Annotated in this window: 16 protein-coding genes; 15 read left to right on the top strand and 1 reads right to left on the bottom strand. The window is 60.4% G+C overall.

Translation table 11 applies throughout. The annotated features are described in order from the left end of the window. Positions 1–119 precede the first annotated feature (119 nt). From AAAX59_RS03460 to AAAX59_RS03400, 13 genes are all read left to right on the top strand, one after another. The gene (locus AAAX59_RS03460; RefSeq protein WP_349070593.1) at positions 120–593 is read left to right on the top strand and encodes a hypothetical protein; all 474 of its coding nucleotides are present in this window, start codon (positions 120–122) and stop codon (positions 591–593) included. Further along, positions 535–1074, top strand: coding sequence for a hypothetical protein (locus AAAX59_RS03455; protein WP_349070591.1), 540 nt, complete (start codon positions 535–537; stop codon positions 1072–1074). Before AAAX59_RS03460 ends, AAAX59_RS03455 begins: the two co-directional genes overlap by 59 nt. Continuing rightward, positions 1071–1976 carry a hypothetical protein gene (locus AAAX59_RS03450; RefSeq protein WP_349070589.1) on the top strand — a complete coding sequence of 302 codons (906 nt, stop codon included), beginning with the start codon at positions 1071–1073 and terminating at the stop codon, positions 1974–1976. Before AAAX59_RS03455 ends, AAAX59_RS03450 begins: the two co-directional genes overlap by 4 nt. 2 nt (positions 1977–1978) lie before the next feature. Next, complete coding sequence (locus AAAX59_RS03445) at positions 1979–3853, top strand: DUF2194 domain-containing protein (RefSeq protein WP_349070586.1); 1875 nt, start codon at positions 1979–1981, stop codon at positions 3851–3853. Then, positions 3850–5277 carry a GT4 family glycosyltransferase PelF gene (gene pelF / locus AAAX59_RS03440; RefSeq protein ID WP_349070585.1) on the top strand — a complete coding sequence of 476 codons (1428 nt, stop codon included), beginning with the start codon at positions 3850–3852 and terminating at the stop codon, positions 5275–5277. The genes AAAX59_RS03445 and pelF overlap by 4 nt, the downstream gene beginning before the upstream one ends. Positions 5278–5280: 3 nt before the next feature. Continuing rightward, positions 5281–6825, top strand: coding sequence for an exopolysaccharide Pel transporter PelG (gene pelG, locus AAAX59_RS03435; protein ID WP_349070584.1), 1545 nt, complete (start codon positions 5281–5283; stop codon positions 6823–6825). Beyond that, positions 6815–8584, top strand: a complete 1770-nt coding sequence (locus tag AAAX59_RS03430; RefSeq protein ID WP_349070581.1) for a CotH kinase family protein — start codon at positions 6815–6817, stop codon at positions 8582–8584. Before pelG ends, AAAX59_RS03430 begins: the two co-directional genes overlap by 11 nt. Continuing rightward, positions 8571–9362 carry a polyphosphate polymerase domain-containing protein gene (locus tag AAAX59_RS03425; RefSeq protein ID WP_349070579.1) on the top strand — a complete coding sequence of 264 codons (792 nt, stop codon included), beginning with the start codon at positions 8571–8573 and terminating at the stop codon, positions 9360–9362. The genes AAAX59_RS03430 and AAAX59_RS03425 overlap by 14 nt, the downstream gene beginning before the upstream one ends. Before the next feature lie 3 nt (positions 9363–9365). Beyond that, the gene (locus tag AAAX59_RS03420) at positions 9366–10031 is read left to right on the top strand and encodes a DUF4956 domain-containing protein (RefSeq protein ID WP_349070577.1); all 666 of its coding nucleotides are present in this window, start codon (positions 9366–9368) and stop codon (positions 10029–10031) included. 324 nt (positions 10032–10355) lie between these two features. Then, positions 10356–11327 (top strand): LacI family DNA-binding transcriptional regulator, encoded by a 972-nt coding sequence (locus AAAX59_RS03415; protein WP_349070598.1) that lies wholly within the window; start codon positions 10356–10358, stop codon positions 11325–11327. A 183-nt stretch (positions 11328–11510) separates the two neighbouring features. Continuing rightward, positions 11511–12911 carry a PTS transporter subunit EIIC gene (locus AAAX59_RS03410; protein WP_349070575.1) on the top strand — a complete coding sequence of 467 codons (1401 nt, stop codon included), beginning with the start codon at positions 11511–11513 and terminating at the stop codon, positions 12909–12911. 107 nt (positions 12912–13018) lie between these two features. Next, a complete protein-coding gene (locus AAAX59_RS03405) occupies positions 13019–14560 on the top strand; it encodes a glycoside hydrolase family 32 protein (RefSeq protein ID WP_349070573.1) in 1542 nt (513 codons plus the stop codon). A gap of 95 nt (positions 14561–14655) precedes the next feature. Beyond that, entirely contained in the window at positions 14656–15660 is a 1005-nt protein-coding gene (locus AAAX59_RS03400) for a PLP-dependent transferase (protein ID WP_349070570.1), read from the top strand. On the opposite strand, the gene AAAX59_RS03395 is transcribed toward AAAX59_RS03400, so the two are convergent. Then, positions 15650–15994, bottom strand: a complete 345-nt coding sequence (locus AAAX59_RS03395; protein ID WP_349070569.1) for a LysR family transcriptional regulator — start codon at positions 15992–15994, stop codon at positions 15650–15652. The two genes, AAAX59_RS03400 and AAAX59_RS03395, sit on opposite strands and share 11 nt — an antisense overlap. A 193-nt stretch (positions 15995–16187) precedes the next feature. Between AAAX59_RS03395 and AAAX59_RS03390 the strand changes: the two genes are divergently transcribed. Together AAAX59_RS03390 and leuS are read left to right on the top strand one after the other, a co-directional pair. Next, a complete protein-coding gene (locus AAAX59_RS03390) occupies positions 16188–17699 on the top strand; it encodes an IMP dehydrogenase (protein ID WP_035138103.1) in 1512 nt (503 codons plus the stop codon). A gap of 262 nt (positions 17700–17961) precedes the next feature. Further along, complete coding sequence (leuS, locus tag AAAX59_RS03385) at positions 17962–20538, top strand: leucine--tRNA ligase (protein ID WP_349070567.1); 2577 nt, start codon at positions 17962–17964, stop codon at positions 20536–20538. Positions 20539–20598 lie beyond the last annotated feature (60 nt).

Below are 20598 nucleotides of genomic sequence, written 5' to 3'. Positions count from 1 at the left end.
GAGCCGAAGGCGTCGATGACATGCCGGGGGCGGACCGGGACGGGTTAACGGCAGGCCCCGCCGACCGATTGCAAGCGGTCGGCGGGGCCATTGTGGCTCTTGACAGCGGATTGGGTCATATGAGCGAAGCCATTAGGGCGGAGCGCGATCAAAACGAGCTCGTGCGCAACCGCAATACGTTCCTTACGCAGCTCTACCACGACGCGATCGAGGATAAGCGCGCGTACAGGCGCCAGATCGTGGGTCGCCACGACAGCTTTGGCAAGATCTTTGCGGTGACGCAGGAGCTCGACGTGCTCAACCCACGCGACATCTATCGCAAGTGCTGCGAGCTTCTGGGCGAGATCCTCGAGAACGATTCGGTTGCAATCTACCATGTTTCGGGCGGGGCATTTGCACGCCTGGTGGCAGCAAGTCCCGCGATTGCCGAAGATGCCGCACGCTCGCTCGCGCTCGAGCAGCTTGCACCTCTTTTAGGCGACGGGGGGTCGTTCGAACCTGTGGGTGAACCGCGAGCTGACGCCGGGGCTTCCCATGTTTGGATACACGATCGAGCGCGACGGGGCACCCGCCGTGTTGATCTTTGTGCGTAGTGCGGCCGAAAACCAAATGACCCTCTATTATCAAAACCTGTTCCGCATCTTGTGCGGGCTGGTCGAAAGCGCGCTGGGCCGTGCCTTTGACTATGAGGCGGTGGCGCAGGATAAACGCTGCGTTGACGGTACTTGCGTGCTCAAGCAGGCGGCCTTTGGCCAAGAGCTCGCGGCGGAGCAGGCGCTGGCAGATAGCAAGATGGGGAGTTTTTTGCTCCTGCGCGTGGTACCGGGCATGGAGCCTGTCGGCGAGCTGGTGGGCGCAATTGGGTCAGCAATCCGCGAGAGCGACGCGGCGGGCTTGGTCGACGGCAACGTGCTCTACCTGCTTATGCGCCAGGCAAAGGCGTGCGATCTTCCCATTATCCGCAAGCGCCTGAGCGCAAAGCAGATTGCGGTGGAGCCCGTCGACGGCGAGGGCATCGTGGCGCTGCTGCAGCACATCGCTTACACCGGTGACGGTGAGGGGGGTGCCGCTTGATCTCGCTTGTCGTTGCTGCCGTCTTGCTGCTGATTCATGCGCTGGTTTGCCTGATGCTGTGGACGCTCATGAAGCTGGGCCTGCTGCCGGTGCGCGGGCACATGCTGGCTGTAATAGTGCTGGTGCCGCTGTGGGGCCCGTTGCTGGTGGTTCTGCTATCGGTCCGTAGCGCGGTGCTTGGCGAGTGGCTGAAAGAGTCTGCGCTGGAGTCGCTGCGCTTCAACGACGACCTGCATCGCAGTATGTCGGTACCGAGCGGTGAGGACGATGCAGGCGTAGTGCCGCTCGAGGAGGCGCTCATCGTCAACGACCCGGCATACCGGCGCCGCCTAATGCTCTCCATGCTCACCGAGGAGCCCGACGCGTACCTGGCGCAGCTGCAGGCGGCTAAGCTTAACGACGACGTTGAGGTGGCGCACTATGCCGCGACGGCGGTGGCGCAGATCTCCAAGGAGTCCGATCTTAAACTGCAGCAGCTGGAGCATGCCTTTAAGACAGACCCGAGCGCGCAAAACCTCAACGAATACTGCGATTTTCTTGGTGAATTCTTGGGCTCGGGCTTGGCCGAGGGGCGCGTGGCTCAGATTCAGCGCCAACAGTACGCGCGCCTGCTTGCGCGTCGCTGCGAGCGCGAGGATACCCTTGAGCTGCGCATTCGATATGCGACGGCGCTGGCCGATGTCGAACAGATCGACGAGGCGCAGGCCGTGACCGACCAGCTGATGCTCGACGTGCCCGAGGAGCAGGAGGTTTGGATGCTTTGCCTGCGCCTGGCCGTGATGCGCCGCGACGGTGACGAGGTCCGCCGTGTGATCGATGCGATTGACAAGCAACATGTGTATTTGAGCGCCGACAACCGCGAAAAGTTGGCGTTTTGGCGCGACGGGGAGGATGCCAGTTGAGCGTGGCGCAACATATCCGCGACCGTGCAGGGCGCTTTCGTTGGATGGGACTCCTCGTGGTGTGGGCGGTCTTTATTGTCATGGCCGCCGTGCTGCTGGTGGAGCGTGCCGGCGTGCAGTACAGTGCGGGCCAGCATAAGCTGGGGATGCTTGCCGCCAACGATGCGGTGCCGGCCTCCTCGGCAATCTTTGGCCAAAAGCCCACGTGCCTGGTCATTACCGATTCCGATCAAGCTGGCGTCGAGGACGTAAAGGAACAGTTCGACCAGATCCTGCTCGACATGAAGATCGCCCATCGCGATGTTGATATTGCCACCGACGGTGCGGACGCGATCCCATCGCTCACGTCGTTTGATCGCGTGATTGTGCTTATGCCCTCGCTTGACGGGCTGGGTACGCATCTGACCGATCTGATGAGTTGGGTGAGTGCGGGCGGCTCACTCATGCTGGGCATGACGCCAGATAACTCGAACTACCTGCAGGCTGTTGCTTCCAAGCTTGGGATCGAATCGGCCGGATATGACTATGCGACAGCCGATAGTATTGTTCCGAGCGATGACTTTATGTTGGGCGGAGGAGAGCGCTACGAGTTCTCGGATCCCTTCGATTCTTCGCTTTCGGTTTCATTGCGCGAAACGGCGCGTGTATGGGCAAAGACCGGTGACGCGGGCACGCCGCTCATTTGGTCTAACGATTGCGGCAGTGGTCACACCGTGGTGTGCAACATTGGTATCTACGACAAGGTCATGCGTGGGTTCTATGCTTCGGCCATAAGCTTGCTGGGTGATGCCACGGCCTATCCGGTCATCAACAGCGCCGTGTTCTATTTGGACGACTTTCCTAGCCCCGTGCCCTCGGGCGATGGTACTTATATCAAGCGTGACTACGGCCTTTCCATTGCCGATTTTTACACCAAGGTCTGGTGGCCCGATCTGCAAAAGCTCGCGCAAAAATACGGCATTCGCTATACCGGCGTGATGATCGAAAACTACGAGGACGCGGTCAACCAGACCGAGCCCGCGCGCCAAACCGATACCACGCAGTTCCGCTATTTTGGCGGCATGCTGCTGCAGATGGGCGGCGAGCTGGGCTTTCACGGCTACAACCATCAGCCTCTGGCGCTCTGGGACACCGACTACGGCACGCTGTACGTCTACAAGACCTGGAAGAATAAAGAGACGCTCGTCGCTTCGCTCAACGAGCTTATAGCCTTCCAGGACGAGGTGCTGCCCAACGCGCACGGCTCGGTCTACGTGCCACCGTCGAATATCCTTTCGGCCCGCGCGCGCCAGCTTATCGGCACCGACGTTCCGCGCATTAAGACTATTGCCAGCACGTACTTTGAGGACGGTACCGACCTGCCCTACGTGCAGGAGTTTGGCGTGGCGAGCGATGGCATTGTGGAGCAGCCACGTATTGTTTCGGGCGGCATGGTCGACGATTCCTATATGCGCCTGGCAGCCGTGTCCGAGCTCAACATGCACTACGTGAGCACGCACTTTATGCACCCGGACGACCTTTTGGACCCCGATCGCGGAGCCAAGGAGGGCTGGGAGGTCTACAAGGGCGGCCTGACCAACTACCTGGAGTGGCTTACCAAATCTGCGCCCGACCTGCGGCACCAGACGGCGTCGGAGTGCTCCGGTGCCATCCAACGCTTTTCGTCGGTTACGGTAAGCGTGGATGCAAGTGCAGATGCCTGGACGCTCAGCCTGGGCAATTTCCACGACGAGGCGTGGCTCATGTTCCGCGCCAATAATGGCGAGCCGGGTGCGGTGACGGGTGGCGAACTGACGCACCTTACAGGCAATCTGTATCTGCTCAAGGCAAATGATAAGACCGTGACGATCGAGCGCAAGGAGGGTGGCGACAAATGAGAATCTGCTTGGTACTCGAAGGTTGCTACCCCTATGTGCACGGCGGCGTATCTACCTGGATGCATGGCTATATCCAGGCCATGCCTGAGCACGAGTTTGTGCTGTGGATGATCGGCGCGCATGCTGCCGACCGTGGCAAGTTTGTCTACGAGCTGCCCGGCAACGTGGTCGAGGTGCACGAGGTGTTCCTGGACGATGCCCTGCGGCTTTCGGGCGAGCAGCACGAAGCCAGTTTTGACGACCGCGAGCGCGAGGCGCTACGCCGTCTGGTGTCGCTCTCCAATCCGGACTGGGACGTGTTATTCGATGTCTTCCACCGCCGTCGCGTGCATCCGCTCTCGTTTTTGCAGAGCCGCACGTTTATGGATATCTTTCGCGACGTGTGCCTGGCCGAGTATCCCTACACGCCCTTTGCCGAGGCATTCCACACCATGCGCTCCATGTTGCTGCCCGTGCTCTACCTGTTGGGCAGCGAGGTGCCGGTGGCCGATGTGTACCATGCCATCTCGACCGGCTACGGTGGCCTGCTCGCCTGCCTGGGCTCAAGCGTTCACCATGCGCCGGTGCTGCTGACCGAGCATGGCATCTATACCCGCGAGCGCGAGGAAGAGATCATTCGCGCCGATTGGGTGGTGCCGTCGTTTAAGGACCGCTGGATTCGCTTTTTCTACCTGCTTTCGAAGGAGATCTACCGTCGCGCCTTCCGCGTGACGAGTTTGTTCCATAACGCCCGCAAGACGCAGATTGATATGGGCTGCGATGCGGACAAATGCCTGGTCATCCCCAACGGCATTCAGTTCGACCGCTTTAAGGACATTCCCTTAAAGCCCGATGACGGCTGGGTGGACATTGGCGCGGTGGTGCGCCTGGCGCCCATCAAGGACGTCAAGACTATGATCTATGCCTTCTTTGAGCTGCACGAGCGACTGCCCAAGGTGCGCCTGCACATTATGGGCGGCGTGGACGACGAAGAGTACGGCGCCGAGTGCCACGCGCTGGTCGATACCCTGGGCGTGCGCGACCTGATCTTTACCGGTCGTGTTAACGTGGTCGAGTACATGGAAAAGCTCGACTTTACCATTTTGACGAGCATCTCCGAGGGCCAGCCGCTTAGCGTGCTGGAGTCGCTTGCAGCGCGTCGCCCCTGCGTGACGACCGAGGTGGGCTGCTGCCGCGAGCTTCTCGAAGGCGCCCCAGGCGATGACTTTGGCGTGGCGGGATTTGTGACGCCGCCCATGTATCGTAAGGGCTTGGCCGATGCCATGGAGCGCATGTGCGTGAGCCGCGCCCGTCGCATTGAGATGGGGGAGCGCGGGCAGCGTCGCGTTGCCACGTACTTTTTGCACGAGCAGATGCTCGCCAACTATCGCGCGCTGTACGACGAGACGGCGCAAGCGTTTGACCTGCCCAGAGAGGGGGAGTAGCCGGTGGCCGGAATTGGTTTTGAGCTCAAGCGCCTGTTTAGGCGCAAGGGCCTGTTTGCCACGATGCGCGCTTACGGCTACGCCGGCATTGTGTGCACGGGCCCCATGCTGCTGGGTGTGCTGCTCCAGGTGGGTATCTTGGTGCTGTGCGGTCTGTGGGGCGTGGGACGCGCCAACCAGGACTTGCTGGTGTGCATGGTGACCTATACGCTGCTGGCGTCGCTCACACTCACGAGCTTTTTCTCCATGCCGGTCACGCGCTTTTTGGCCGACATGCTTTTTGCCGAGCGCGAGGATGAGATACTGCCTTCGTTTTGGGGCTCCAACGCCATCATGCTCGTTGCGGGCACGGTGCTCTACGGCGTCTTTTTGCTGTTCTCGGGCGCCACGCTGCTGCAGGGGCTGCTGTGCCTGTGGCTGTTCAACATTATGATCGTCAACTGGAACGGCATGAGTTACCTCACGGCCATCAAGGATTACCGCGGCATCCTGTGCAGCTTTGCGGCTGCCATTGGCGTGATGTGCCTGTGCGCCCTGGCCGCGCTGGCGCTGGGACTGCCGCCGGTCGAGGGCCTGTTGGCGTCAATTGCTCTGGGCTACGGCGTCATGCTCGCCTGGGACGTGGTGCTGCTGTACCGGTATTTTCCGCAGGGCGATCGCAGCCCCTGGCTCTATTTACGGTGGCTTGATCAGTTTATGCCGTTGGCGCTCACGGGCTTGTTTACCAACCTGGGCCTCTTTGCGCACTTGGTGATAATATGGGCCGGTCCCATTGGCGTGCAGGTCAAGGGCTTGTTTTATGGTGCGCCCTACCACGATGTTCCGGCGCTCATCGCGTTTTTGACGATCCTGGTCACGTCCGTCAACTTTGTGGTCTCGGTCGAGGTCAACTTTTATCCGCGCTACCGCGACTACTACAGCCTATTCAACGACGGTGGCGTGGTGGGCGACATTGTGGTGGCCGAGGAGGAAATGCTTGCCACGCTCAACCGAGAACTGCGCTTTTGTGCGCTCAAGCAACTGTTTGTGACGGCGGCGGTCATCTCGCTCGAGACCACGGTGCTGTCGGCCCTACCGTTGGGCTTTAACAACCTGATGCACGGGTATTTCCGCACGTTATGCGTGGGCTATGGCCTGTATGCCGTGGGCAATACGTTATTGCTCATCTTGCTGTACTTTACCGACTACAAGGGGGCCGTGCTGGCCTCGGGACTGTTTGCCGGTGTGGCCGGGCTGGCGACTGCCGTGTCGTTGCTTTTGCCGCAGCAGTTTTACGGCTTTGGCTTTTTGTTGGGTGCGGCGGTGTTTTTTATCGTGGCGCTGCTGCGGCTCGATACCTATACCGCCAACTTGCCGTATCGTATCCTGAGCCAGCAGCCCATTGTGGCTACTGACAAGACGGGCTGGTTTACCGAACTTGGCCGGGTGCTCGACCGTGTTGAGCAACGCTACGAGGACAAGCGCGTGGGCGGTGAGCCGCGCAGTGCGTTTGAACGTATGGTGGTTCGCCTGTACCAAAAACATTGGGGAGGTTCTGATGATCGATAAGTTGATGTCTCGCCGCTGCCTGATCGAGGCGGCTGCCGGTGCGCTGTTGCTTTCGGGCTGCTCGTCTCAGGACGAATCCTCGACCAAAAAGGTCAAAAAGCAGGACAAGATTAAAAAGGCTGAGGCCTCCGACCAGTCCAAGCACCTGCGCGATAAGGACGAGCTGTACGAGGTCTATGACGACTCGGGCACCGTGACCATGTACCTGACGGTCTCGCGCGGTAACAGCTCCGAGAGCACCGACCACAGCTGGGCCGAGATCAATACGTACTCGGTGTATGACTATGCCGACATGGGCGTGAAGCGCTATCAGGTTATGGGCCTGCTGCAGCCGGGCGACGAAGACGGCCCGGTGGCCGGCGAGGTTGGCTATGGCGAGGAAGCGCCCAATGCCACTGTGCAGGTGCGCGGCCAGACGTCGAGCATGAACTCGCAAAAGAATTACAAGGTGGAGCTCAAAAAGGGCAAGGGTACCTGGCGCCAACAGCGCGCGATTGCGCTCAACAAGCACATGGGCGAGGGTATGCGTTTTCGTAACAAGATGGCCTACGACCTTATCCGTGGGATTCCCCAGATGATGGGCCTGCGCACGCAGTTTGTGCATCTGTGGGTGTGCGACCAGACCGAAAAGTCCAACGACACCTTTGAGGACTACGGCCTGTTTACGCAGGTGGAGCAGCTCAACAAGACGGCGCTTAAGGCGCACGGCTTGGATAAGAACGGGCACCTGTACAAGGTGAACAACTTCGATTTCCATCGCTACGAGGACACCATTAAGCTTGCCGACGATCCAGACTACAGCCAGGTAAACTTTGAGGGCATGCTCGAGATCAAGGGCGATTCGGACCACACCAAGCTCATCGAGATGCTCGATGCGCTCAACGATGATTCGCAAAAGATCGACGACGTGCTCGACACCTACTTTGATACTGAGAACCTGGTCTATTGGCTGGCGTTTCAGATCCTTACGGGCAACTGCGATACGCAGAACCGCAACTGTTATCTGTACAGCCCGCTCAACTCCAAGGTCTGGTATATCCTGGATTGGGATAACGACGGCATGCTGCGTAAGCTGGAGCTTTCTCTTACCGGGTTTTCGGACTACGCGAGCTGGGAGCGCGGCGCAAGCAACTACTGGGGCAACGTGCTGTTTAACCGCGCGTTGCGCAGCAAGTCGTTCCGCAGCGAACTCGACCGTGCCGTCAAGGACTTGCGCTCGTACATGACCGAGGCACGCCTGAGCAAGATGATCAAGCACTACCGCGAGGTGACTGAATCCCTGGTCTTTGCTTCGCCCGATATCGACAATCTGCCTGTCACCAAGGATCAATATGAGCAAATTGCCGCGGCGCTTCCGGCCGAGATCGAGGAGAACTATAAGAGCTTTTGCGAGAGTTTTAAAAAGCCCATGCCGTTCTACATCGGCGTGCCGCAGATCGATAACGGCAAGCTGCGCATGAACTGGGATGCGTCCTACGACTTTGAGGCGCGCGACATTCGCTACACCGTAGAGCTTGCGCGCGACTATGCCATAAGCGACGTGGTCTTTAAGGCCGAGGACGTGCTGCTTCCCGAGGTGACCTGCGATTCGCCCGATGCCGGCCAGTATTTTGTGCGCGTGCGTGCCAACAACTCCGACGGTTATACGCAAGATGCGTTTGACTACTATGTGACCGACGACGGCAAGCACTACGGCATGAAGTGTTTTTACGTGCAAGACGGCGGTAAGGTCGTGGAGGACACGTATGAGGAGGGCTAGCGCGCTGCTTGAGCGCTGGGCGGCCCCGCCTGTGCGTGCCACGCAGGAGCGTTACCGCTACGAACTCAAATATCTCATTAACGAGGGCGAGCACGCTGCGCTTGCCTGTCGCATGGCGCCGGTGTTTAAGCTGGACAAGCATGCACGGGCGGGTGGTTACACCATTCGCAGCCTCTACTTTGACGACTACTGCAACTCGGCCTACGAGGAAAAAGACGCCGGCATTCTCATGCGCAAAAAGTATCGCGTACGCATTTATAACGGCAGCGACAAGGTGATTAAGCTCGAGCGCAAAAAGAAGTACGGCAGCTGGATCTACAAGGAGGATGCGCCACTTACGCGCGACGAGTTTGAGCAGATTCTGGCTGGCGACTACGGCTTTTTGCTGAGGAGCCCCTATCCGCTCTGTCGCGAGTTTTACATCGAGTGTATCTGCAACATGATGCGCCCGCGGACCATCGTGGACTATGAGCGCGAGCCGTGGGTGATGGATGAGGGCACCGTGCGTATTACGTTTGACATGAACGTGCGTGCCGCGGTGGGAAGCTTCGATATCTTTGACGTGACGCTGCCCGCGCTGCCGGTCCTGGAGCCCGACAAGCTGGTGATGGAGGTCAAGTTTACGGAGTTTTGCCCGCAGCTGGTGCGCGATTTGGTGCCGCCGGGCGCGGCCGAGCTTACGGCGGTCTCCAAGTACTGCCTGTGCTACGACAAGACCGCCTACCTGCGCGGATTTAATTACTGGGAATCGGATTTTGAGAACCGAGGGGATATTTAGACCATGAGCACCAGGTACTTTTTTAAGAACTCCGTTTTGGAGGCGTTTGGCCAGGTCGACCCTGCCAAGATCGGCCTGTCGCTGCTCGTGGCGCTCGCCATGGGCATCCTGATCTATTACGTCTACAAGCGCTTTTTTACCGGCGTGGTGTATTCGCGTAGCTTTGCCGTGACGCTTGTGGGCATGTGCGTACTCACCTGCATGGTCACGCTCGCGATTTCGACCAACGTGGTCATCTCGCTCGGTATGGTCGGTGCTCTGTCTATCGTCCGCTACCGTACGGCGGTCAAGGACCCGCTCGACCTGCTGTACCTGTTTTGGGCCATTACCACGGGCATTACGGCGGGTGCCGGCATGTACGCACTCGTGGGGCTTACGGCAGTGGTGATTGTGGTGATGATTGCCGGCTTTGCGAGCCACCAGGACAAGGCGCGCGTGTACATGATGGTCATCCACTACACGGGTCAGACCACTGGCGACGATATCGTGCGTGCATTTGGGCGCACCAAGTTTACCGTCAAGTCCAAGACCATGCGCGGCGACAAGGTGGAAATGGCCGTCGAGGTGTTCTCTGACGGTGTGGATATGCCCTATGCCGACGCTATCCGTGCGCTCGACGGCGTTGAGGACCTCACGCTCATCCAGTACAACGGCGAGTACCACGGGTAGAACCCTAGCGAGCAGATTGCACAAAGAGGGGCGCTCCTGGTCGAGCATACGTCAGCGAGCGGGCAGCTGCCGTGGCTATTATGTTCCGGCGTTATAACGAACGCCGGACCGCTCGACGCTGCGCGGACATCTGCCGGGCGATCTGCCGCTCAAACCGTCGCTCGCGTACATAAAGTACGCTTCGCTCCTCTTTCGCGGCACCTCGTCACGGCAGCTGCCCGCTCGCTGACGTTTGCTCGACCTGGGTGATATTGATTTATCCGAAGCGCCGTCACGGGTATCATGGTGAAAACGATTTCAACGACAGGGGTGTTCGTGGTAAAGATGAAAGATGTGGCCGAGCTGGCCGGCGTTTCGAGCGCCGCCGTCTCGCGCTACCTCAACGGTGGATATATCTCAGCGGACAAGGCCGAGCGCATTAAGCAGGCAATCGAGCTGACCGGATACGTGCGATCCAGCCAGGCTCGCGCGCTGCGCACCGGTTCCACCAAGCTCATTGGCGTCATCGTGCCCAAGATCAACTCGGAATCCGTGAGCCGCATTACCGCCGGTATTGGCCAGGTGCTCGGTCGCCGTGGCTACCAGATGCTCCTTGCCAATACCGACAACGCGGCCGATCGTGAGCTCGAATACCTCGATTTATTCCAAAACCACCCGGTCGATGGCATTGTGCTGGTGGCAACTATGATTACCGATGAGCACCGTCGCGCGATTGAGTCGTGCCGTGTGCCCATTGTGTTGATCGGCCAGAATGTCGAGGGCGCGGCGTGCGTCTATCACGACGATTACGAGGCCGCCTTTGAGCTGGGCCATGCGCTTGCGGGCCGCGTGGACGGCAAGATCGCCTACATTGGAGTTACCGAAGAGGACCGCGCGGCCGGTTATGACCGCCGTTGCGGTTTTGAGGCCGGCTTGCGCGCCGCGGGTAACCCGCTCGATGCCGCCTTGATTCGCCTGGGCTCGTTTACGCTCGACTCAGGCTATGGTGCAGCACGTGAACTGCTTTCCGTCGCTCCCGATGTTTCGTTTATCGCGTGCGCGACCGATACCATGGCGGCGGGCGCGCTTCGTGCCATCGATGAGGTTCGCGGCGTGGGCGAGGGCATGCATCGCGTAAGCGGTTTTGGCGACAACGCGTTTTTGCGCGCGCTGACGGGCGGTATTCCCACCGTGCATTATGGCTACCTGACCAGTGGCGTCGAGGCGACCAATATGTTGCTCAACACGCTCGATGGCGTGGAGGGGGAGAGCGGTCTAAAGACGCTCAAACTCGGCCATCAGCTTATGAATGTCTAGATTTTGGGCACGTCTGCCTGCCTCTGAGCCCTTATGTTTGTCTCAAAACTACCATTCGCCGGCTAATTCCTACCGTTCATCCTGGTGTGAAAACGATTACAGATATATGAAACTGAAAACGATTACAGTGTAAGTGTCAAAGATGGCCGGGTGCAGATGCGCCCGTTGGAGGAAAGGGAAGTCATGGACTACCGCAAATCAGCCCGAGAGGTGCTCGACAACATCGGTGGCGCCGGCAACGTTGTTTCGGCCGCACACTGCGCCACGCGTCTGCGTCTGGTGATTGCCGATAACGCCAAGGTCGACAAGGAGGCCCTTGAGAATATCGACGGCGCCAAGGGCGTCTTTGAGGCCCAGGGCCAGCTCCAGATTATTTTTGGCACCGGCACCGTCAACAAGGTCTACGACGAGTTCATTGCGCTCAGCGGCGTCGAGGCTGCCACCAAGGCCGAGGTCAAGGAGGCCGCGGCGCAGCAGCAGAACATCTTTATGCGTGCCATTAAGGTGCTCGGCGACGTCTTTGTCCCCATCATCCCCGCCATCGTGGCTTCGGGCCTGCTGCTGGGCATCATGAGCGCCCTCAACTTTATGGCCTCCAACGGCTTTATCGCGCTCGACACCAATAACTTTATCTACAAGATCGCCGACCTGGTCTCGGGCACGTCCTTTGGCATTTTGCAGATCCTGATCGGCTACTCCGCCGCTAGGGCATTCGGCGCCAACCCGTATCTGGGCGCCGTCGTCGGCGGTGCGTTTATCAACTCCTCGCTGCAGAGCGCCTACACGGTTGCCTCCGAGGGCGTGCAGACTATGGTCACCGTCGTCCCCGGCGTGTACAGCTTTGAGTGGGTCGGCTATCAGGGCCACGTTATCCCCATCGTTATCGCCTGCGCCATTCTGGCCTTCCTCGAGAAGCGTCTGCACAAGATCGTTCCCGAGATGTTTGACCTCTTTGTGACCCCGCTCGTCTCGGTGTTCGTGACCGTGCTCGTGACGCTCGTTGCCGTCGGCCCCATCTTTGTCTGGGCCGAGAATGCCATCCTCGGTCTGATCCAGGCCCTGCTGACCCTGCCCTTCGGCATCGGTTCCTTTATCGTCGGCCTGTTCTATGCTCCCACGGTCGTTACCGGTATCCACCAGATGTACACCGCCATCGACCTGGGTCAGCTCGCCCAGTATGGCGTGACCTACTGGCTGCCCATCGCCAGCGCTGCCAATATCGCCCAAGGTGGTGCCGCACTTGCCGTTGCCTTTAAGACCCGCGATGCCAAGATTAAGGGCCTTGCTCTTCCTTCGGCTCTGTCCGCCTTCATGGGCATTACCGAGCCTGCCATCTTTGGTGTGAACCTGCGCTTCTTTAAGCCCTTCATCGCCGGTTGCATCGGCGGTGGCTGCGGCGCCCTGGTCTGCGCGCTCACTTCGCTGGCTGCCTCCGGCACGGGCGTTACGGGTATCTTCGGTATCCTGCTGTGCCTGGCCCAGCCCGTGCAGTACGCGATCATGTTTGCGGTCGCCGCGCTGGTTTCCTTTGCTGTCTCGTTTGTCCTGTACAAGGACGAGTCCAAGACTTCCGAGCGGGCCTAAGAGCTTTTGATTGAGGGGATGCCCGCGGGTCGTATGCTCGCGGGCGTTTCCCGTATCTGGTGCCGATCTCTGGTGTCTTGTTACTTTCGATCCGTTAGGACTTTGATATGTCTAATGCACTTGGTCGCGACCTTGCAAAGCTGGTCGCCGCTGTTGACGCCGCCGCCTCTGAGTGCGGTCATGGCGCGTATGGCCAGCGCTTCCATATTATGCCGCCGGCGGGCTGGCTCAACGACCCCAACGGTCTTTGCCAAGCGGGCGGCGTGTTTCACGCGTACTTCCAGTATGCCCCGTTTGATGTGAACGGCGGCGTAAAGATGTGGGGCCATGCCACAAGCCGCGACCTTATGAACTGGGAATATGTTGGCGCCCCGCTGCTGCCCGACGAGCCGTTCGATTGCCATGGCGTGTATTCAGGCTCCGCGCTTGCCGAGGACGGCCGCATTCGCGTGCTCTATACGGGCAACGTTAAGCTTTCCGATGCGGACGGCACGTACGACTACGTCAATACCGGCCGTCGCGCCGATACTGTTTATGTCGAGAGCGTTGATGGCCTTGCCGGTCGGGAGTTCAGCCAAAAGCGCGTGGTGCTGGCGTCCGATGATTATCCCGAGGATTTGACCTGCCACGTGCGTGACCCCAAGGTGTGGCGCGATGATGACGGGCGTTACCACATGGTGCTGGGCGCGCGTCGTCGCGTGGATGGGCCGCATGTCGATAGTCGATTTTGCGCCATGCACGGCGAGGGTGCCGGGCGCGATGTGGGCGAGATCCTGGTGTATGGCTCGGCCGATATGCTGAGTTGGGAGCTCGAGAGTCGTGTGTCTACGCCCGAGCGCTTTGGCTTTATGTGGGAGTGCCCGGGATACCTTGAGCTTGAGCCGGATGGCAGTGTACCGGCGAAGTGGCTGTCCTTCTCTCCCCAGGGTCTTGAGGGCGGTCGTTGGGACCGCGGCAATGTGTATGCAGCGGGCTACATGCCTGTAACGGGCGACATTACGGGTGGCAATGACGCTTATGAGCTGGGCGAGTTCCGCCTGTGGGATGCCGGCTTTGATTTCTACGCGCCGCAGGAGTTTACGTCCGAGGATGGTCGCCACATTCTGATCGGCTGGATGGGCATGCCCGATGAGCCGACCTATGGCAACGCACCGACGTTGGTGGCGGGTTGGCAGCACTGCATGACGGTGCCGCGTGAGCTTACAGCCGGTGACGGCGGCGTGGTACTGCAGCAGCCGGCGCGCGAGATCGAGCGCCATTATGCCTCGGTGCGTGTGGGGGAGGGCTCGTTGAAGGTTGCCGGCGATACCTGCTTTGACGTTGTTGTTGACGGTGTCGATGGCGCGTTTACCGCGACCGTTGATGACGAGCTGAAGCTGGAGTTTGTGCCCGCCGAGGGCGAACTGCCCTCGCGCTTTGAGATGCGATTTACCGATGAGGGTCGCGCTTCTGCCGGCTGCGGTCGTACCGTGCGTTGGGAGCCCGTCGACGAGGTTCGTAACGTGCGCATTGTCGGCGATGTCTCGTCGGTCGAGGTGTTTGTGAATGATGGCTCGCTCGTGTTTTCGACGCGCATCTATCCCGAGGCCTATGGCGTGACCGTTGATGCTCCGGGCACGAGCGTGAACTATCACACGCTCAACATCTAAGCGATTCGTCGCATATCGGCGCTATACTGCAGCCGTTGCCCACGATGCGGGGAACACCCGCATCGTGGGTTTTTGTTTTGAAGGGACGGTGCCGTATGGGCGTACAGCAGCTAGAAGAGGCCTGGGCTTTGAGGGCCGGCGCGCGTGAGGCGCGTCTTGTTGCGGCCCCGCATGTGCCGGCAGCGCTGTCGCAGCTGGGGATTGTGCGTCCCGGTGACCGCCTGGTGGCCTTTGCGGATGACTTTACCGAAGCATTTGCGCACGGCTTTGATGGCCGCGATGTTGCGCTGGTGGGCTCGCCGTCCGCCGAGGCGTTTACCGCCGCGTCCGAGGTCTTTGATGCTTCGTTTGATGCCGAGGGGCCGCACCTGTGGTGGTTCGTCAACTCCATCGGCGGGTTTGGACTGCGCGTGCCCGACCTGCGTACGCTGGGTCGAGCGGCTCGCGAGGCCCATGCGCTGCTGGTTGTGGACAACACCGTGGCGTCGGCTTTTGGCTGCGATCCGTTGCGCTTGGGTGCCGTGCTGTCGCTCGAAGCGCTCGACCGTGTGTGCGCCGGTAACGCTTCACGCAAGTTGGTTGCCGTATCGGTCGCGCGCTCGCAGCTCAAGCGCCATCGTGTGGATGCCGCGGCTGAGTGCGTGCATGTCCTGTTTGAGGGCTGTGGCTTGGGCAAGCTTGATTTGCCTACTGACGAGGCTGGTGTGCTGGAGCGCGGGCTGGACTCGCTCGATACCCGCATGCAGGCACACTTCGACCGCGCCCGTGCGTTGGCCGAGTATCTGGCCGCCAATGAGATGGTGCGCAACGTGCGCTATCCCGGGCTGAGCTCGCATCTCGACCATGCGGCTGCAACGGGAATCCTCGAGCACGGCTTTGGCCCAGCAGTTGAATTTGACCTTATCGAGCGTAGCGCAGGTGATCTTTTCGACGCTTTGCCGGGGGAGTTCCGCACATCGCCGGCCGGCGGCGCAACGACGCGCCTTTCGGCCCCATGCGGCAAGCAGGGGAACACCATCCGCCTCTTCGCCGGCGCCGACGACCCCTTGATCGTGGCCGCCACCCTAGACAACGCCCTCCGCAAATTAGCTACTCTTTGATGCTGGCGATGAGGTCGTTTGCTTTGGTGGCAATGACGTTGTTGATGTCGGCCTGCAGCTCCTCGTAGACCGCTATGGCTCGCTCGCCGGCGGGGGTGAGGGTGGATCCGCGGGCGCCGTCGCGCTCGATGAGCTTGCAGCCCAGCTGGCCTTCGGCTTCGTTCACAATGCGCCAGGCCTTGGAATATGCCATGCCCATGCTCTTGGCGGCACGGTTGAGCGAGTGCTCGCGGGCAATCCCCTGCAGCAGCAAGACGCAGCCGTGGCCGAAGACGCCCGGCAGATCCTTGTCGCACGCTTGAATGACCAACTTTGCCGTCGTCTTGTACTTCATATGCTCCACGTCTCCCCGCTAAAGTGTTTGCTGGGCAAACGCAAAGCCTGCGTCAAACCCTCGTGTGCTCTTCTTAAATCATGCATTGTAGCAGTCAAAGTGCGTTAAGATACTTCCCCAGTATTGGGCGCCCAAGGTTGGGCTGGGTCCTACGAGGCCTGCAGCCGACCGGTCGCATGGAAAAAGGAGAAACATGGCTACGTTCTTTCCCGGTGAGTCCCACACGTTTTCGGAGTATCTGCTGGTCCCTGGTTACTCGTCCTCGCAGTGCATCCCCAACAACGTCTCTCTTAAGACGCCGCTAACCCGCTTTAAGCGCGGTGAGAAGCCGGCAATCACCCTGAACATCCCCATGGTTTCCGCCATCATGCAGTCCGTCTCGGGCGTCGACATGGGTGTCGCGCTCGCTACCGAGGGTGGCCTGTCCTTTATTTACGGTTCCCAGAGCGCCGAGTCCGAGGCCGCTATGGTCAAGGCCGTCAAGGATCACAAGGCCGGTTTCGTTCAGTCCGATTCCACGTTGACCCCCGACATGACCATGGAGCAGGTCATCGAGCTCAAGGAGAAGACCGGTCACTCCACCATGCCGGTCACCGACGACGGCACTCCCAAGGGTAAGCTCCTGGGCATCGTCACCAGCCGCGACTATCGCCCCAGCCGCGATGACCACCAGACGAAGGTCTCCGAGTTCATGACCCCGCGTGAGCAGCTCATCGTGGGCGACAAGAACATCAGCCTCAAGGTTGCCAACGACGTCATCTGGGACAACAAGCTCAACGCCCTGCCCATCGTCGACGACTACGATCACCTGATGGGCATCGTCTTCCGCAAGGACTACGACAGCCACAAGACCAACCCCAACGAGCTGCTCGACGGCGACAAGCGCTACATGGTCGGCGCCGGTATCAACACCCGCGACTATGCCGAGCGCGTGCCGCTGCTCATCGAGGCCGGCGCCGATGTCCTGTGCATCGACTCTTCCGAGGGCTTCAGCGAGTGGCAGAAGCGCACCATTGAGTGGATTCGCGCCAACTACGGCGAGGACGTCAAGGTCGGTGCCGGTAACGTCGTCGACGCCGAGGGCTTCCGCTTCCTGGCAGACTGCGGTGCCGACTTCATCAAGGTCGGTATCGGCGGCGGCTCCATCTGCATTACCCGCGAGACCAAGGGCATCGGTCGTGGCCAGGCCACCGCGCTGATCGACGTCTGCCGCGCCCGCGACGAGTACTACGAGGAGACCGGCGTCTACGTGCCCGTGTGCTCCGACGGCGGCATCGTCTACGACTACCACATGACGCTCGCCCTTGCCATGGGCGCCGACTTTATGATGCTGGGCCGCTACTTCGCTCGCTTTGACGAGAGCCCGACCGAGCGCGTCAACGTGAACGGCCAGTACATGAAGGAGTACTGGGGCGAGGGTTCTGCGCGTGCCCGCAACTGGCAGCGCTACGACCTGGGCGGCGCCGCGAAGCTCAGCTTCGTCGAGGGCGTCGACTCCTACGTTCCCTACGCCGGTTCCCTCAAGGACGGCGTGGGCGGCACGCTCTACAAGGTCAAGTCCACGATGTGCAACTGCGGCGCCCTCTCGATCCCCGAGCTCCAGGAAAAGGCACGCCTAACGCTTGTCAGCTCTACTTCCATCGTCGAAGGCGGCGCCCACGATGTTGTGGTCAAGGATTCGCAGCAGTCTGTGTCTTATCGATAGGATAAGAGCTGAACATAAAGGTTGAGTATCAACCACGTTATTTAGATAAAGCGAGATGCATGCAAGTCGCAGGCATCTCGCTTGTCGTATTTGCTATCATCATGCGAGTTAACGATGTGGCGGGGCGTTCTTACCTTTGCTCGCTGCAAGTTCCGCACGAGCCGAAGAGCACTTAATGTGCTCTTCGTGCGAGCAGGACTGTCCGCAGCAGCGAGTAAAGGTAAGAACGCCCCGCCCCAACCCAGCTAACAAAGGAGCTGATATGTGCGATTGCACAGATCATAAGGACGAGATTCCTGCCTACGACGCGCAGGCCATTGAGTCCAGGTGGATGAAGGCCTGGGAGGACTCCAACCTCTTTGCCGTCGACACCGACGACAGCAAGCCCAAGAAGTACGTGCTCGAGATGTTCCCGTATCCGTCGGGCGACCTGCATATGGGCCACGCACGCAACTATACCATCGGCGATGCCATGGCCCGTCAGGCCCGCATGCGCGGCTACGACGTGCTGCACCCCATCGGCTTTGACGCCTTTGGCCTGCCTGCCGAGAATGCCGCCATCAAGCACAACACGCAGGCTGCCGCCTGGACGTATAAGAACATGGACCAGGCGCTCGCCACGATGAAGCGCATGGGCTTCTCCTACGATCTGGATCGCATGGTCAAGACCTGCAGCCCCGACTACTACCGCTGGGGTCAGTGGATCTTTGAGAAGCTGTGGGAAAAGGGCCTGGTCTATCGCAAGAAGAACCCGGTCAACTGGTGCCCCACCTGCAAGACCGTTCTGGCCAACGAGCAGGTCACCGAGGGCAAGTGCTGGCGCTGCGGCACCGAGCCCGAGAAGCGCGACCTTGAGCAGTGGTACTACAAGATCACCGAGTACTCTCAGGAGCTGCTCGATGACTTGGAGAAGCTCCCCGGCTGGCCCGAGCGCGTCAAGCAGATGCAGGCCAACTGGATCGGTCGCTCCGAGGGCGCCGAGGTCGACTTTACCCTGTGCGACAAGGATGGCGAGCCCATCGAGGGCGACGAGGGCAAGATCACCGTCTTTACCACGCGTGCCGATACGCTCTTTGGCGTCTCCTTCTTTGTCCTGGCTCCCGAGTACGCCGGTCTGCACGAGCTCGTCGAGGGCACGGAGTACGAGGAGGCCGTCACCAAGATCGTCGAGGACTCCAAGCATATCTCTGCCGTCGAGCGTGCCCAGGGCACCCTCGAGAAGCGCGGTGCCTTCACGGGCCGCTATGTGGTAAACCCCGTCAACGGCGAGAAGGTCCCCGTGTGGGTTGCCGATTATGTCGTTGCCGACTACGGTACCGGTGCCGTCATGGCCGTTCCCTGTGGCGACCAGCGCGACTTTGAGTTTGCCCGTAAGTACGACCTGCCGATCGTGCCGATCATCCTGGACGATGACGATCGCGCTGCCGTCGAGGCCAGCGGCGAGACCATCGATACCTTCCATGCCGAGACTGTCGACTGGGATTGCGCCCACGCTGCCGAGGGCACGCTCGTCCAGTCCGGCAAGTACACCGGCATGCGCGGCGGTAAGCACTCCGAGGGCGAGGCTGCCATCGTGGCCGACCTCGAGGCCATGGGCTGCGGTCGTCGCAAGGTCGAGTTCCGCCTGCGCGACTGGCTCATTTCCCGCCAGCGCTATTGGGGCAACCCCATCCCGGCTATCCATTGCGAGCACTGCGGCATTGTGCCCGTGCCCGAGGACCAGCTGCCGGTGACGCTGCCCGAGAACCTTGACCTGGGCGCCGGCGAAACCCTCGCCGAGTGCAAGGAGTTCTACGAGACCACCTGCCCGGTCTGCGGTCGCCCGGCCAAACGCGAGACCGATACCATGGACACCTTTACCTGCTCCAGCTGGTATTACCTTCGCTATACCGATCCGCACAACACCGAGCTGCCCTTCTCCCGCAAGGCCGCCGACCGTTGGATGCCCGTCGATAACTACATCGGCGGCATCGAGCACGCCATTCTGCACCTGCTCTACAGCCGCTTCTTTACCAAGGCGCTGCGCGACCTGGGCCTGCTGAGTGTGGACGAGCCCTTCACCAACCTGCTGTGCCAGGGCATGGTCAAGGACGAGAACGGCGACACCATGTCCAAGTCCAAGGGCAATGTCGTGCCTCCGAGCTCGGTCATCGAGCCCTACGGCGCCGACACCATGCGTCTGGCGATCCTGTTTATCGCCCCGCCCGAGAAGGACTTCGACTGGGATCCCAAGGCCGTTGAGGGCGCCAACCGCTTCATCAAGCGCGCCTGGCGTATCGTTTGGCAGCTCGTCCAGTCCGGCGACGCCAACGTGACCTTCGACAAGTCCGCGCTCGACGAGGTTGCGATGAAGCTCTATCGCGAGCGTCACCGCACCATCGCCAAGTGCACCGAGGACTTCGATCGCGGCCAGTTCAACACCGCCATCTCGGCCGTCATGGAGCTCGTCAACGCGGCGAGCGCTTACCTCAACGCCACCGAGGGTACCGCCCGCGACAAGGCGCTGTGCTACGGCGTGGCTAAGGATATCGTGAGCGTCCTTGCCCCCATCTGCCCGTTCTGGGCCGACGAGCTGTGGCACGAGGCACTCGGCTGCGAGGGCAACGCCTACACCGCCGCCTGGCCCGAGTTCGACCTGGCCGAGTCCGTTGAGGACACGGTGCAGATCGTGGTCCAGGTGCTCGGCAAAGTCCGCGGCCGCGTCGACGTTGCCCGCGATGCCTCCAATGAGGATATGCAGGCTGCCGCCGAGGCCGCCGTCGCCAAGTGGCTCGAGGGCAAGACGGTCGTCAAGGCCATCTGCGTGCCCGGCAAGTTGGTCAACCTGGTGGTCAAGTAGGCACTGCGCGCTTAACTGACGCATAAAAGACGAGGGGCGATCCGGTTGGGTCGTCCCTCG

The organism is Collinsella sp. CLA-ER-H2, assembly GCF_040092405.1.
Classification (GTDB): Bacteria; Actinomycetota; Coriobacteriia; order Coriobacteriales; family Coriobacteriaceae; genus Collinsella.
The sequence above is the reverse complement of the archived record's forward strand: the minus strand, read 5'-3'. Positions and strand labels throughout refer to the sequence as shown.

Bases quoted from the DNA above. Each gene is read 5' to 3' on its own strand.
- AAAX59_RS03460 (WP_349070593.1), top strand. From the start codon at position 120: ATGAGCGAAGCCATTAGGGCGGAGCGCGATCAAAACGAGCTCGTGCGC.
- AAAX59_RS03455 (WP_349070591.1), top strand. From the start codon at position 535: ATGTTTGGATACACGATCGAGCGCGACGGGGCACCCGCCGTGTTGATC.
- pelF (WP_349070585.1), top strand. From the start codon at position 3,850: ATGAGAATCTGCTTGGTACTCGAAGGTTGCTACCCCTATGTGCACGGC.
- AAAX59_RS03430 (WP_349070581.1), top strand. From the start codon at position 6,815: ATGATCGATAAGTTGATGTCTCGCCGCTGCCTGATCGAGGCGGCTGCC.
- AAAX59_RS03425 (WP_349070579.1), top strand. From the start codon at position 8,571: ATGAGGAGGGCTAGCGCGCTGCTTGAGCGCTGGGCGGCCCCGCCTGTG.
- AAAX59_RS03420 (WP_349070577.1), top strand. From the start codon at position 9,366: ATGAGCACCAGGTACTTTTTTAAGAACTCCGTTTTGGAGGCGTTTGGC.
- AAAX59_RS03415 (WP_349070598.1), top strand. From the start codon at position 10,356: ATGAAAGATGTGGCCGAGCTGGCCGGCGTTTCGAGCGCCGCCGTCTCG.
- AAAX59_RS03410 (WP_349070575.1), top strand. From the start codon at position 11,511: ATGGACTACCGCAAATCAGCCCGAGAGGTGCTCGACAACATCGGTGGC.
- AAAX59_RS03405 (WP_349070573.1), top strand. From the start codon at position 13,019: ATGTCTAATGCACTTGGTCGCGACCTTGCAAAGCTGGTCGCCGCTGTT.
- AAAX59_RS03400 (WP_349070570.1), top strand. From the start codon at position 14,656: ATGGGCGTACAGCAGCTAGAAGAGGCCTGGGCTTTGAGGGCCGGCGCG.
- AAAX59_RS03395 (WP_349070569.1), bottom strand. From the start codon at position 15,994: ATGAAGTACAAGACGACGGCAAAGTTGGTCATTCAAGCGTGCGACAAG.
- AAAX59_RS03390 (WP_035138103.1), top strand. From the start codon at position 16,188: ATGGCTACGTTCTTTCCCGGTGAGTCCCACACGTTTTCGGAGTATCTG.
- leuS (WP_349070567.1), top strand. From the start codon at position 17,962: ATGTGCGATTGCACAGATCATAAGGACGAGATTCCTGCCTACGACGCG.